Source organism: Staphylococcus pseudoxylosus, from assembly GCF_003697915.1.
Taxonomy (GTDB): Bacteria; Bacillota; Bacilli; order Staphylococcales; family Staphylococcaceae; genus Staphylococcus; species Staphylococcus pseudoxylosus.
The window spans coordinates 71,736-86,978 of record NZ_RCVN01000001.1; the positions used below are offsets into that span (position 1 = coordinate 71,736).

Consider the following 15,243-nt stretch of genomic DNA (forward strand, 5'->3'; position numbering starts at 1 on the left):
GTCAATCGCTCACTTTCTGACCTACAATACAGACCCAGCTATTTTCATGGTTAATAGACAACACTTTAAAACCCGTGTTTTCCATGTGCGCTACAATCGCTTCGTGTTTTTCTTCTATAATACCAGACGTAATAAAATAACCATTCTTATTCAAGGTATTATAAGCATCATCGATCATTTCTTCAATAATATGAGCTAGAATATTAGCAATCACAACATCAAATTTTTCAGTTTCTTCTTTTAATAAATTTCCGGTCGTGGCTTCAATTGCATGGTCACAATTATTTTTCTCAAAGTTCTCTTTAGCAACTCTTACTGCCATTTCATCTACGTCTAATGCCTTAATACGTTTTACACCTAATAAATGAGCAGCAATACTTAATATACCTGAACCAGTGCCAACATCAATAACAGCGTCACTTGGCTTCACATATGATTCTATTGCCTTTAAACACATACTAGTTGTAGGATGATCCCCAGTACCAAACGCCATTCCTGGATCTAATTCAATACATAATTCACTTTCGTCTTCTTTTTGATATGTTTCCCAACTAGGAACAATTGTGAACTGTTCTGAAGCTCTAAATGGATGGAAGTAATTTTTCCATTCATTTTCCCAATCCTGCTCACGTAATGTTTGTTCTTCGTACTCAAAAAGTGAAAGATCCAGAGAAGGAACTTGTTTAATTGCATTAATAAGTTCTGATTTGAACTTTTCTGTATATTTAATTTCATTGAAGTACGCTTTTATTCTTACACCTTTTTGAGGATAATCATTGGCATTTAATGCATAAATTTCACCAAATTTATCTTCAAACGCTTGTTCCAAATCTTTAGAATCTTCTATAACTACACCATTTGAGCCAAAATCTTCTAATATATCAGAAATAATTGATGATGCCTCGTGATTAATGCTGATTGATACTTCAGTCCAGTTCATATATTATTCTCCTTTAAAGAATCTTTTAGCTTTATCTCTAAAATTTGACGGTTGTTCTGAAATTTCTTCGCCATCAATTTCTGCAAATTCTCTAAGCAATTCTTTTTGACGCTCACTTACTTTAGTTGGTGTAACTACTTTAATATTTATAAATAAGTCACCATAGCCATAGCCATGTACATTTTTGATACCTTTTTCTTTAAGACGGAATTGTTTGTCTGTTTGAGTGCCTGCAGGAATAGTTAACATTACGCTACCATTTAGCGTTGGGACCTTAACTTCGTCGCCTAACGTTGCTTGGGCAATGCTAACATCAAGAGAATAATAAATATCGTCGCCATCTCTTTCAAATTTTTCTGAAGGTTTAACTCTAAAGACGATATATAAGTCACCTTGTGGCCCACCATTTTCACCTGGAGCACCTTCACCAGCTAGCCTAATTTGTTGTTCATTATCAACACCTTCAGGTATGGTTACACTGATTTTAACATTTTTGTTTTCAGTACCTTTTCCGTGACATGTTGGACATGGTTCTTCGAATTCTTGACCTGAACCACTACATACTGGACAAACTTTTTCAGTTCTAACTCTACCAAGTATTGTATTTTGTTCAACAGAAACGTGGCCAGCACCACTACAATAATGACATGTTTTTTTCTTAGTACCAGGTTTCGCACCTTCACCATCACATGTGTGACAAGTAACATCTTTACGTATTGAAATTTCTTTCTCGCTACCAAAAACTGCTTCATCAAAAGTAACAGTCATTGTATATTGTAGATCGTCACCTTTTCTTGGTGCGTTTGGATCACGTTGTTGTCTGCCGCCTCCGAAGAACGAACTGAAAATATCTTCGAAACCGCCGCCTCCGAATCCGCTAAAGTCTTGACCACCAAAGCCTTGGCCACCAAAACCACCTTGTGGGCCGTCATGACCAAATTGGTCATAATTAGCACGTTTGTTGTCATCACTTAAAATTTCGTATGCTTCTGAGATTTCTTTAAACTTCTCGTCAGCACCTTCTTCTTTATTTATGTCAGGATGGTATTTCTTTGATAATTTACGATAAGCCTTTTTAATTTCATCTTTAGAAGCGCCTTTGCTAACACCTAAGACTTCATAATAATCTCTTTTGGCCACTGTTATCTCTCCTTTTACGGTTTTATTAAATCTTTTATAAAAAAGGAAAAAGTCAAAGCCAATGTTCAATTGACTTTGACTTAATTTGGCTAAGCAATTGTGTCATATATTTCTATCAATAACAATTAATTAGTCCATGACTACACTTATTTTTGCTTATCTTCGTTGTCGTCATCTTTAACTTCTGTGAAATCTGCATCTTCAACATTGCTATCTTGAGAAGCGTTTGCATCCTCACCTTGAGCTTGTTGTTGAGCTTGTGCAGCTTGTTCGTAAACTTTAGTTGATAAGTCTTGAACAACTTGTTCTAATTCTTCTTTTTTAGCTTTGATATCTTCTATATCTTCGCCTTCAAGCGCAGATTTTAATGCTTCTTTTTTATCTTCAGCATTTGTTTTATCTTCTTCGCTGATGTTTTCACCTAAATCAGTGATTGTTTTTTCAACTTGGAATACTAAACTATCTGCTTCATTTCTTAAATCACTTTCTTCGCGACGTTTTTTATCTGCTTCCGCATTTTCTTCTGCATCTTTAACCATGCGATCAATTTCATCGTCTGAAAGTGCTGAGCTTGATTGTATTGTAATGTTTTGTTCTTTGTTAGTACCTAAGTCTTTTGCAGTAACGTTTACAATACCATTTTTATCAATATCGAATGTAACTTCGATTTGAGGTACACCACGAGGTGCAGCTGGGATATCAGTTAATTGGAATCTACCAAGTGTCTTGTTATCTGCTGCCATTGGACGTTCACCTTGTAATACATGGATATCAACTGCTGGTTGGTTATCTGCAGCTGTAGAGTATACTTGTGATTTTGATGTTGGAATTGTAGTATTTCTTTCAATTAGTGTGTTCATACGTCCACCCATAATCTCAATACCTAATGATAATGGTGTAACGTCTAATAATACTACGTCTTTAACATCACCTGTGATAACGCCACCTTGAATTGCTGCACCCATTGCTACTACTTCGTCAGGGTTAACACCTTTATGAGGGTCTTTACCTACTTCTTTTTTCACTGCATCTTGTACTGCAGGGATTCTTGTAGAACCACCAACTAAGATAACTTCATCGATATCAGAGCTAGATAAACCAGCGTCTTTCATTGCTTGACGAGTTGGTTCCATAGTTCTTCTGATTAATGAATCTGCTAATTCTTCAAATTTAGAACGAGTTAGTGTAAGTTCTAAGTGTAATGGACCGCTTTCTCCAGCAGAGATAAATGGTAATGAAATTTGTGTTTGAGAAACACCAGACAAGTCTTTTTTAGCTTTTTCAGCAGCATCTTTAAGACGTTGTAAAGCCATTTTATCTTTTGATAAGTCTACGCTGTTTTCTTTTTTGAACTCTGCAACTAAGTGATCAATAATTACTTGGTCAAAGTCATCCCCACCAAGTTTATTGTCACCTGCTGTTGAAAGTACTTCAAATACGCCGTCACCTAATTCAAGGATTGATACGTCAAAAGTACCGCCACCTAAGTCAAATACAAGTACTTTTTGATCTTGTTCTGTTTTGTCTAAACCGTATGCTAATGCAGCTGCAGTTGGTTCGTTAATAATACGTTCAACTTCTAAACCAGCAATTTTACCAGCATCTTTAGTAGCTTGACGTTCGCTGTCATTGAAGTATGCAGGAACTGTAATAACAGCTTTATCTACGCTTTCACCTAAATAATCTTCTGCTGTACTTTTAAGATTTTGTAATACCATTGCTGAAATTTCTTGTGGTGTATATGATTTACCTTCAACGTCTACTTTGTAATCTGTACCCATATGACGTTTGATAGATTGAATTGTGTTAGGGTTAGTGATTGCTTGACGCTTAGCAACTTCACCTACTTGAGTTTCATCATTTTTAAATGCAACTACAGATGGTGTTGTTCTAGCACCTTCAGGATTTTGGATTACTTTTGGCTCATCGCCTTCTAATACCGCAATACATGAATTTGTTGTACCTAAGTCAATACCTATTACTTTACTCATAAATAAATTCCTCCTGTTATGTTTGAAAATTTGGTGTTTTCAACAATAAAATAATTTATTGATTTACTTTAACCATTGAAGGTCTTAAAATTCTTTCTTTCAATTTATAACCACTTTGTAGCTCTTGAGTAATTTGTCCAGATTCGAAATCAGGATTATCATCTTGAACTACAGCTTGGTGGAAGTTAGGATCAAATTGTTGACCTTCAGTTTCTATTTTTTCTAAACCATTATTTTTCAATGCATTTAATAAGCTTTCATGAACCATTTCTACACCTTTTTTAAGTGATTTAAACTGTTCATCTTCGCCATCAATTTGTAAAGCACGTTCAATGTTATCTATTGTTGGTAAGATATCATTTAAAACATCTTGTGCTTTATACTCTTTCATTGTTTGGTTTTCTTTTTGTATTCTACGCTTATAGTTTTCAAATTCAGCGTATAATCTTAAATATTTTTCTTCATTTTCTTGAACATCTTTTTTCAATTGTTGAATTTCTTCATCTTTAGGATCTACGTCTTCTGATATATTTTGTGAATCGTCCTCCTGCAGATTATCTTGAGATGTTTCTGTAGTTTCATCAGTGTTTTCAACCGTATTATCTTCTGAAGTTTGTTCATTTACGTCTTCGTTTTGGTCGAAAACTGATTCATTTTTTTCTGTCATTGTCTGCCCTCCAATACAATTGTTAATTACCAAATCGTATTTAGTAATCTGATTACGTTCTGATAATTCATTGCCGTTGGTCCGATAACCGCAATTTGACCTTTAAGTCTATCATCAATGTGATATTCACTTGTAACAATTGAAATATCACTTAAACTTGATTCAATTTCATGACCAATTTTGACATTAATAGCTGAATTAGACATTTCATCAAGTAATTGTGTGATTTTATTTGATTCTATATATTGTAGAATCGGTTGAATTGATGATACGTTCGTTTCATTTAACGCATCTATGAGTTTAACCTTTCCGCCCATAAAAATGCCATTACTTTGATTATCAAAATGAATATCTATTGTATTCAACATGTCTTTTATAAAATCTTTTTCAATATCTGATTTCACAAAAGCATTCAAGTCATTTTCGAAATGATGATCATTCCACTCGTTATATTTAGCAGTAACAAAATTAGAAATGTTCGTAAGTTCATTATTTGATAATGGAACTTGAGATGCTAAATGTAAGTTTTCAACATGACCTGATGAGAATACAACAACCATTATAACCAAATAAGCATTTGCTCTAAACAAATGAATGTTATTAACAATATCTTTTTTATGATTTGGACGCATTACCAACGTTGTATACTGAGATTGATTTGAAAGTTCATTTGCAAAATCACTGAGTGAAGTCGCAATATCATAGTGATTTTCAACTAATAAATCTCTCAAACGTTGAATTTTAGTTTGTTGTTGATGAGATGTTTCTTGTAATAATTGATTCACATAATATCTGATACCTGATTCTGAAGGATATCGTCCTGACGACGTGTGCGTCTTCTCTATTAGTTCGAGAAGCTCTAATTGCTTCATCTCATTCCTAATAGTAGCAGGACTAACATTCAATTTATGCCGTTCAATCAGTGTTTTTGAACCAATTGGCTGACCTAAATCAACATAATCTTCAACAATTGCATTTAGTATGCTTAATTGTCTATCACTAATCATGTTTTCACCTCATTAGCACTCTTTTGTTTCAAGTGCTAATTATAATTTATCAAATTGGTCAAAGTAAGTCAATGTTAAAGCACTGGATTTTTATAAATTTTTATACATTAAGTAAAAATGATTCAAACACTAAGTTTCCGACTACTTTTCCACGATTAGTCATAGAAATGTAGTCATCTTGTTCAACAATAAGTCTTTTTTGAGTTAAATCTTTAAGCGACTGCTCATAAACTTGTTCAACTGTTTGATCAAATTTTTCAAAAAACCTATTTTTACTTACACCTTTATTCATTCTCAAACCTAAGAACATTTCTTCTTCCATTTGTTCTGTTTTTGTTGGGTAAGTTGATTGTAATATAGGTCTTTCATTGTTCTTTATTTTTTTTATATAGTGATTTACAGGATTAACATTACTGTAACGTTCGCCATTCACATAGCCACTTGCACCTGCACCAAAACCATAATACCCTTCATTTTTCCAATAAACTTTATTATGTTCCGATTCATGGCCTACTTTCCCAAAATTTGAAATTTCATATTGATGTAAATCAGACTTATTCATTCTATCAATTAGATATTCATACATTTCTTCACCAATATCTTCATTAGGAATTTTCAACTTACCTTTTTTATACATATTATAAAATTGTGTTTTAGGTTCCAATATAAGCCCATAACTTGAAATGTGATCAATATCCATGGCCAATGCCTTTTCTAAACTATCCTTAAAATCCTCTAACGTTTGTTGTGGTAAATGGTACATCAAATCTAAACTTATAGAGGGAATGCCTACCGCACGCGCATTAGAAACAGCTCGATAGATATCTGTAGTATGATGCGTTCTACCTAATATTTCTAAAAGTTCAGGTTTAAACGTTTGTACACCCATAGATAGTCTGTTAACGCCAAAATCTTTCAATAATTGAACTTTTTCAAGTGTTAATTCATCTGGATTAGCTTCAAAACTAAATTCACCTTTAATTTCGAACGTATCAGTAATTGCAATTAGTAATCGCTTGAGTTGTTTATAACTTAAGGCTGTCGGTGTTCCGCCACCTACAAATACAGTTTCTAAAACTCTAACCTCGCTATCGCACATCTCTTTAATTAAGCAATCTAAATATTCATCCACCGGTTGATTGTGTATAAAATATTTATTGAAATCGCAATATGTACATATTCTTACACAAAATGGAATATGGATATATGCACTTTTCACTTCCATATTGCGTGCACCTTCTTTCATTTATTGAAGACATAAAATAATCACAAAAAACTGGGCCATAAATCTTTTGGATTTAAGGCCCCAATTTTTAATTTATATTAATCTTCGTCCATTTTAAGTACTGCTAAGAAAGCGTCTTGAGGAATTTCTACATTACCTACTGCTTTCATTTTAGCTTTACCAGCTTTTTGTTTTTCTAGAAGTTTTCTCTTACGAGTAATGTCGCCACCATAACATTTAGACAAAACATTTTTACCCATTGATTTGATATTCGTTCTTGCTACGATTTTTTGTCCTACAGCTGCTTGTACAGGAACTTCGAACTGTTGTCTAGGTATCAGTGTTTTAAGTTTCTCAACTAAAGCTTTTCCTCGATCATATGCAAATTCCTTATGCACGATAAAGCTTAAAGCATCTACTTTCTCACCATTTAGCAAGATATCCATCTTCACTAGATCACTTTCTTTATTATCGATAAATTCATAATCGAATGAAGCGTATCCTTTAGTATTAGATTTTAACTGATCAAAGAAATCGAACACTACTTCTGATAATGGAATCTCATAAATGATATTCACACGGATATCATCCATATATTCCATATTTATAAATTGACCACGTTTACGTTGACATAACTCCATTACTGCTCCTACATAGTCATTAGGAACCATCATAGTCGCGCGCACAAATGGCTCATATATTGTTTCTATCTTATCTCTATCAGGCATGTTCGCAGGGTTGTCCACCGTGACTTCATCGCCTGTTTTTAAGATGCATTCATAAATAACTGAAGGTGCTGTGGCAATAAGTTCTATTCCAAATTCACGTTCAATACGTTCCTGGATAATTTCCATATGCAACATACCTAAGAAACCTGTACGATAACCAAAACCTAAAGCTTGTGATGACTCAGGTTCAAATTCTAACGAAGCATCATTTAATTGTAATTTCTCTAGAGCCTCTCTTAAATCATTATAATCTTTGTTATCAATGGGGAATAGGCCACAGAAGACCATTGGATTCATTTTCTTGTAACCTTGTAATGGTTCGGCCGCTGGTCTATCGGCATGAGTAATTGTATCCCCGACACGTGAATCATCTACATTTTTGATGCTAGCTATGATGTAACCAACATCACCGACAGTCAATTCATCAACTTGTAATTGCTTTGGTGTATTGATACCAACTTCAGTCACTTCAAACTCTTTACCAGTTGCCATCATTTTAATACGGTCGCCTGCTTTTACAATACCTTCCATCACCCTGATAGAAGATATAACCCCTCTATACGGATCATACTCTGAATCGAATATAAGTGCTTTTAGAGGTTCTTCTGGATCGCCTTCAGGTGGTGGTACTACTTCAACGATTTTCTCTAAGATATCTTCAATACCAATATTTGATTTTGCACTTGCAAGTACCACATCATCTTTATCGATACCGATAACGTCTTCTAATTCTTGTTTCACTCGTTCAGGTTCTGCCGCTGGCAAATCTATTTTATTGATGACTGGTAGTAATTCTAAATCATTATCAAGTGCTAAATACACATTCGCTAAAGTTTGTGCCTCTATACCTTGTGCCGCATCTACAACTAATATAGCACCTTCACATGCTGCAAGTGATCTAGACACCTCATAAGTAAAATCGACATGCCCTGGTGTATCGATTAAGTGGAACGTATATGTTTCCCCATCTTTAGCATCATATTTTAAACGTACTGCATTTAATTTGATTGTTATACCGCGTTCTCTTTCTAAATCCATAGAATCCAATAATTGAGACTGCATGTCTCTAGTCTCGACTGATTTTGTATTTTCTAAAATCCTATCAGCCAATGTAGATTTACCATGGTCTATATGTGCGATAATGGAAAAGTTTCTAATATTTTTACGTCGATTATAGCGTTCTTGTTTATCCATGTATTATCCTTCTCACTTTCATAATTCTAGCCCGTAATATGTATGACATTCTTTGATATAATAACGTTTTTAATAGTTAATTGCAAACTTGCAAAGTATTTGAATAGTAATACTTATTAAGTCATAACATTTTTAAAGAGATTTTGAATTGAACTTTTATGTTACTTTCTTATCTTTCTATCATATATTGTATCATTTATATCTATTTTACGCGCCTTAGATAAATAAATGATTGCAGAAAGTTGCTTGTTTTGATAAAATATTTCTTGTTGTAATCAAATTAACTTTGATAGCGAAGATCACTTTTAGGAGGTGACACACATGCCAAACATTAAATCTGCAATTAAACGTGTTAACACAACACACACTGCTGAAGCTCGTAATATTTCTCAAAAAAATGAAATGCGTACAGCAGTTAAGAGAGCTCATTCAGCTATAGAAGCTGGTGCTGATAACAAAGCTGACTTAGTGAGCTTTGCTTTGAAAAAAGTAGATAAAGCTGCACAACGCAACTTAATCCACACTAACAAAGCTGCTCGTATCAAGTCTTCATTAATGACAGCTGCTAAATAATAAACAGATTCAAGCAACTGCTCGAATCTACTAATCAAACAAACCTTAGGTGATAGTTCGCCTAAGGTTTGTTTATTTATATTTGTATAATTGTTTTTCAAAAAAGCAGTAATCCTTTATCAATTGATTTATTCAACATAATAAATACCGCCACGGTTTAATATATATTACCATCTTTTTAGTGCGAACTGTCGTGCAAACTTACCCTTCAATAAATCACAAACATTTAATTTTTGTGATTTATTTATTATAAAGTACTTTTAAATTACTAAATTATTAAACAAAAAGACTGTCGACAAAATAAAAATATCATCAACAGCCAAATTCTATATACAAATTCAATATTCCATTTAAATTAAACATAAAACGATAAAATATTATTTAAAAGTACAATACCAATGAGTTGAAAATGCACAAATACTATTTCACCACTGTCAAATCTCATTTCATCAAGTTAATCATACTATTTGTATATAATTAAAGTGACAATATAAATAGTTCTAAAATCAATTGTTTATCCATATATGATGACTTCAATTTATAATCTGTTTCTGCACATGTATCAATTATGTTTAATAATTTCTCTAATTGATAATTTCTTGATTGGTTCAAAGCCAATTTAACACGGTATGGATGTGCATTGATTGTTTTAGCTATTTGTTGGCCACTGTAGCCTTTTTGTCCTAATATTTTACATTGATAAAACAAGCGATAATTACTTGTAATTAATGCTAATAATTTAATTGGCTCTTCTTTCATTGCTATCAAGTCTTTCAGCAATTGTATAGCTTGGGATTTTTTATTTTTCTGAATATAATCAGTTAATAAAAAAACATTTTGTTCTAAACTTCTATTAACAATTTGATGTACATCTTGCTTATTAATCGTTGCTCTATCACCTAAAAATAGTATTACTTTTTCAAGCTCTTGCTTTACAATATTAAAATTAATACCCGTAAGTTCTAAAAATAAGTCTAACGCATCTTGTTTTATATCTTTGTAATTTTCGTGAAGTTCATTTTTTATCCATTTTTTTATCTCTTCTTCGGTCATTTGTTCAATTTTGATTAAATTGGCGTGTTTCTTTAAAGTTTTAACTAACTTTTTTCTTTCATCTAATTTTGATTGATAGACTTCAAATATTATTAAAGTTTCCCCATCGTATTTTTCAATAAATTCAATAAGTTGATCAGTATTATGATTTAGGTCTTTTGGCGCTTTTTCGCCTGTAAACACATATGCGTTTTGAACTAATACTGCTTTTTTGTCAGAAAAAAATGGTAAGGTTAGTGTTTCTTCAATTATAGGAGATAAATCACTTTCATATAAATTATATTTAACAAAGTTAAAATCATCTTTAGGGGCATTCAAGTAACGGTTAATAACTTCAGCTGACTTTTTTTCAATAAGTTCAGGTACTTCACCGTAAATTGTAATAATCTTATCGCTCATCTTCAGCACCCTTTCATCACTATTACGCATTTAATTATTATAGCACGGAGAGGTTGATCTCTCTACATAAAATCATTGGTTCATTTCGGTATTTATAGTTAATTTGGAATTTAATTTTATAGTTACCTCTCCATACTCATTTGATTGGAAAACATGAGAACCTAACCTTTTTAATTTATTTATAACTTCTTGGTTGGGTAGATGATATCGATTGGTCTTACCTACAGAAACAAGACAAATGGTTGGTTGTATTTTTTGTATAAATTCATTGCTAGTACTTGTTTTACTTCCATGGTGACCCACTTTTAGTATATCTATCTTTGGCAATTTAAAATTACGCAAAAGTATTTGTTCATTATTAGTGGTAGCATCTCCCATAAACAACATTTTAATCTTATTATATTCTATAAAAGTTACAATAGAATGTTCATTTAAATCCTCTGAATGCTTAATTGTTGAATCAAGCAAAGTAATATTTGCTTTACCTAGGTTAAATTGCTGTATATTTTTAAAATCAATCAGTTTTATATGATTTCTCTCACTTTGGTGGATTAAAGTCTTTAATTTATTTATGTTAAAACTTGTTGTATTAATGATTATATTTTTTATCTTGAACTTAGTTATTAAGTAACTTAATTCACCCATATGATCTACATGGGGATGTGAAATAATAATATAATCTAAAGATGTTAGACCGTGCTTTTTAAGTGTAGGTATTATATGATATTCAGCTATATTATGATTTTCTTTCATTGCTGAATCCATAGCTGAGCCCTTCGATGTGCCACCAGTATCAATAAGTATGCTTTCTCGTTCATTTGTCTCGAATAGAAATGCATCACCTTGATTCACATTTAACATTGTTAATTTATAAGAATCATCATGTGGCATGATTGTAGAAATGATATACAAAATAATCACAGTTATGATAAAACATACATAATATTTATGAACTAAAAAAACTAATGCTATAAAAACTGTAACGAAAGTTAAAGTAATAAATATTTCATTAAGTTCAGGTACATGCCATTTATAAATGTTCATGTATATGAATAGATTGATAGCTACATCGTGGAACATCATCAATAAATTTAGTGGTGTGATAAGGAAGCTTAGTTCTAGGGGGAAATGTAAGAGGATAAAGATGATTATAACAAATGGAAATAGAATAAATGTATAGAAAGGTACAAAAAAGAGGTTAGTTATAATACCAATCCATTGAATATGATTAAAATAAATAGCACTTATCATAAATGAACCCAGTTGCGCAATTAAAGATAGATAGAAAATATTTTTTATCAAATGAGCTTTTTCTAATATTGGGAGAGCGAACAAAATAAAAAATGTGATAAGAAAAGAGAATTGAAAGCCTAAATGATAAACAAAAGGTGGATGAAGCGAAGTCATAAAAATAAATGATAGTGATAGTATATTAAGCGCATTTTTTGCAATTGATTTAGATAATATAATTAATAAGAGACAAGTCATAGTTGCTCTTATAGCACTTGGAGCTAAACCTATATAAAAAACATATAATGGTAAAATAACGCAAATGGCTATTTTAATGATAACAATTGGCCATTTCATATGGTTTAACAAAAAATATAATATGCTTGTTAATGTACCTATATGCATGCCACTAATGGCTAATAAATGATATATCCCAATATCCTTATATTTATCAATGTCGTCTTTACTAATTTCTGATACGTCACCACTTATAAGTGCAAAAATTTTACCCGTAGATTCAATGTGTAAATGCTTAAGTCGTTCTAATACGTACTGCTTGTGATAATCTAAAATATATGAATAATCTCTTTTAGGTTTATAACAACTATTAAAATCAATATTATTTATAAAAAGTGATAATTGGCTGTACGGGTGATTGCTGTACGACTTAAATATAGCATCAATTTTGCAATTTTGCCGAACAATTTTTGATTGTACTCCCCTAGCATTTTCACTTTTTATTTGATAATAATATTTAAATGTACGCTTTCCTATTTTGACATTTCCTGTTAACTTTTTATTGTTCAAATTTGGCTTATTTATAAAATAAGCTTGAGTATGCACTGGTTGTTTCGTTAAAAAGTTTTGTTGTTCAACTGTCACTTTTAAATGATATTGAAAATAAACATTTGATAATATTGGTATTAATATAATGAATAGTATTTGAAACCATCTTAACCTTTTTCTAGTACCTATTACCATTAGGATTACAAAGATCAGCATCGACAATGATTTGACATGTAGCCATAAAATACCAACTAAATATGCTAATGCATAAAAAATCAAGAAGTTATTGATTCATTAAGTATTGTGCTACATGTTCTTGGTTGAAAGGGATTTTCGTGTGTTCGATACCTGATTGATCTAATAATTTCAACGCATAATCATGATTGTGATAATCTTCAGCGTAATAAATTGTTTTGATTCCTGCTTGTATAATTGACTTCGTACAATTCAAACAAGGAAAATGCGTAACATAAATTGTTGCACCATCAGTAGATACTCCCTGTTTAGCACATTGTAATAATGCATTCATTTCAGCATGTATAGTACGTATACAGTGGCCATCTTCTAATAAACAACCTTCATCAATGCAATGAACCTCACCTGAAACAGACCCATTGTATCCTCCAGCTATAATTCTATTATCCTTTACAACAGTAGCACCTACTGATAAGCGTTGACACGTAGAGCGTAGTGCCAATAAATGACTTTGTGCCATAAAATATTCTTCCCATTTAATGCGATCCATGATGTTAGCCTCCGTCTTTTGATTAAAATATGATTTTGATTTAATTATAGGTTAATTTGTATCATTTAAAAATGCAACAAAAACTTAAACTACAAAGTAATCACTGATCCTTTCCAGTGTTTTTGATCCTATGCCTTTAACTTCTTTCAATTGCTCCACTGATTCAAAATTCCCATGTTGCTCTCTATATTCAATAATAGATTTAGCTTTTGTAGGACCAATACCATTTACACTTAATAATTGAGTTTCGCTAGCACTATTTAAGTTTATTTTCCCTTGTTGGCTATCGTTCATTTCAGTTTTCAAAGCTGGTGTTTGGTCTTGTTGGTGGTTATTTGATTTACTTGAACCATTAGTATTTGCGACTGGTGTTTCTCCCTTTTTGGGAATATATACAACTTTTTGATCCAACAACTTTTCTGCAAGGTTAATAGTTGAAAGATCTGCATTATCCAAAATCTGTGCTTTATCTAATAACTGTTTGACTCTATCTGTAGACTTCATTTCGTAGATATTAGGATGTTTAACCGCACCTTTTACATCTACAATAATAACTTCATTTTCGGATTTTCTGGGTTTTTCTTTTCGATTAATATTGGATTCAGTTTCTTTAGATTGAGATTCACTTGCAACTTTATTTATAGATACTGTTGAAATTTCGTTCATCTTTTTGTCATCCATATGAATAAATTTATTGACTAACAAAATAAGTGTTAGTAATAAAACGATTGAAATAAAGCTAAATATAATTTTATATTTGATACAAATTTCTTTCCATCTTTCCCATTGAAAGAACATAAAAATCACTCCTTTATACAATACACGTACAAAGGAGTGATTTTACTTTTATTTTTTAACAATGAAAAACAAGCGGTGTCCTTCAGCATCATGATTATCAATTTCAAAATCTACAAATGTCTGAATATCCTTAAAACCTACTTGGGCAAGCATTTCCTTGTATTCTGATTCTAGGTAGGTACGCTGATAGTGAGATTCATCAAATCGATTATACTTACCATCAGATTGCCTAATGAAAAATGACATATCATGCCATACACTTAATGGTTCTTCACCTTTAACAGCTTCCCATCCAAGAAATACATCATCCGATTCATCAATATAACTTTGATTATTAAATAAAGTATCCATTTTAAAACTTGTGTGCACATCAAACATAAATACTCCATTATTATCTAAATGCTCGAAAACACGTTTGAAAGTAGCAACAACATGCTCTGTCTCAGGTAAATAATTTAATGAATCGCAAAAAATAGTGATAACATCAAATGATGTGTTGAGTTGAAAATCAGTCATATCGCCTTCTAGCCAATTAACATGTTCTGATTTTTGTGCTGCTATCGCGAGCATATCGATACTGAGGTCCATACCAGTCACTTGTTTAAATTCATTAAATAATGACGTTAAGCTACCTGTACCACATCCTATATCTAGGATAGAGCCTTTATCTTCTGCAAAATAATTTACAATCTCTAACCAAGACTCATAAGGTTGATCAAGCGTTAACTGATCGTAAAACAAGCTCATTTCTTCATACTGAGACATAA

The 15,243-nt window shown here is 31.9% G+C and carries 13 protein-coding genes; 1 reads left to right on the forward strand and 12 read right to left on the reverse strand.

Features of this window, described 5'->3' with window-relative positions:
- Position 1: 1 nt before the first annotated feature.
- From prmA to lepA, 7 genes are all read right to left on the reverse strand, one after another.
- Complete coding sequence (prmA, locus tag D9V42_RS00380; RefSeq protein ID WP_122062403.1) at positions 2-940, reverse strand: 50S ribosomal protein L11 methyltransferase; 939 nt, start codon at positions 938-940, stop codon at positions 2-4.
- A 3-nt stretch (positions 941-943) separates the two neighbouring features.
- Positions 944-2,080, reverse strand: a complete 1,137-nt coding sequence (gene dnaJ, locus D9V42_RS00385; RefSeq protein WP_029377161.1) for a molecular chaperone DnaJ — start codon at positions 2,078-2,080, stop codon at positions 944-946.
- Between the two features lie 146 nt (positions 2,081-2,226).
- On the reverse strand, positions 2,227-4,071 hold the full coding sequence (gene dnaK / locus D9V42_RS00390; protein WP_017724615.1) for a molecular chaperone DnaK: 1,845 nt from the start codon (positions 4,069-4,071) through the stop codon (positions 2,227-2,229).
- A 55-nt stretch (positions 4,072-4,126) separates the two neighbouring features.
- Complete coding sequence (gene grpE / locus D9V42_RS00395) at positions 4,127-4,738, reverse strand: nucleotide exchange factor GrpE (protein WP_107555491.1); 612 nt, start codon at positions 4,736-4,738, stop codon at positions 4,127-4,129.
- 26 nt (positions 4,739-4,764) lie between these two features.
- Entirely contained in the window at positions 4,765-5,745 is a 981-nt protein-coding gene (gene hrcA, locus D9V42_RS00400) for a heat-inducible transcriptional repressor HrcA (protein WP_107555492.1), read from the reverse strand.
- Positions 5,746-5,845: 100 nt separating this feature from the next.
- Entirely contained in the window at positions 5,846-6,970 is a 1,125-nt protein-coding gene (gene hemW, locus D9V42_RS00405; RefSeq protein WP_122062405.1) for a radical SAM family heme chaperone HemW, read from the reverse strand.
- A 98-nt stretch (positions 6,971-7,068) separates the two neighbouring features.
- Complete coding sequence (gene lepA, locus D9V42_RS00410) at positions 7,069-8,892, reverse strand: translation elongation factor 4 (RefSeq protein WP_122062407.1); 1,824 nt, start codon at positions 8,890-8,892, stop codon at positions 7,069-7,071.
- Between the two features lie 321 nt (positions 8,893-9,213).
- Between lepA and rpsT the strand changes: the two genes are divergently transcribed.
- A complete protein-coding gene (gene rpsT, locus D9V42_RS00415; protein ID WP_017724620.1) occupies positions 9,214-9,465 on the forward strand; it encodes a 30S ribosomal protein S20 in 252 nt (83 codons plus the stop codon).
- Positions 9,466-9,942: 477 nt separating this feature from the next.
- Here rpsT and holA read toward each other — a convergent pair whose 3' ends face one another.
- From holA to D9V42_RS00440, 5 genes are all read right to left on the reverse strand, one after another.
- Positions 9,943-10,917 carry a DNA polymerase III subunit delta gene (gene holA / locus D9V42_RS00420; protein WP_122062409.1) on the reverse strand — a complete coding sequence of 325 codons (975 nt, stop codon included), beginning with the start codon at positions 10,915-10,917 and terminating at the stop codon, positions 9,943-9,945.
- A gap of 72 nt (positions 10,918-10,989) precedes the next feature.
- Positions 10,990-13,212, reverse strand: a complete 2,223-nt coding sequence (locus tag D9V42_RS00425) for a DNA internalization-related competence protein ComEC/Rec2 (protein ID WP_244204764.1) — start codon at positions 13,210-13,212, stop codon at positions 10,990-10,992.
- A 4-nt stretch (positions 13,213-13,216) separates the two neighbouring features.
- A complete protein-coding gene (locus D9V42_RS00430) occupies positions 13,217-13,678 on the reverse strand; it encodes a ComE operon protein 2 (RefSeq protein WP_017724623.1) in 462 nt (153 codons plus the stop codon).
- An 84-nt stretch (positions 13,679-13,762) separates the two neighbouring features.
- Entirely contained in the window at positions 13,763-14,476 is a 714-nt protein-coding gene (locus D9V42_RS00435) for a ComEA family DNA-binding protein (RefSeq protein ID WP_122062411.1), read from the reverse strand.
- Positions 14,477-14,524: 48 nt separating this feature from the next.
- Positions 14,525-15,241: a class I SAM-dependent DNA methyltransferase gene (locus D9V42_RS00440; RefSeq protein WP_122062413.1), complete on the reverse strand. Its 717-nt coding sequence runs from the start codon at positions 15,239-15,241 to the stop codon at positions 14,525-14,527.
- Between the last annotated feature and the right edge of the window lie 2 nt (positions 15,242-15,243).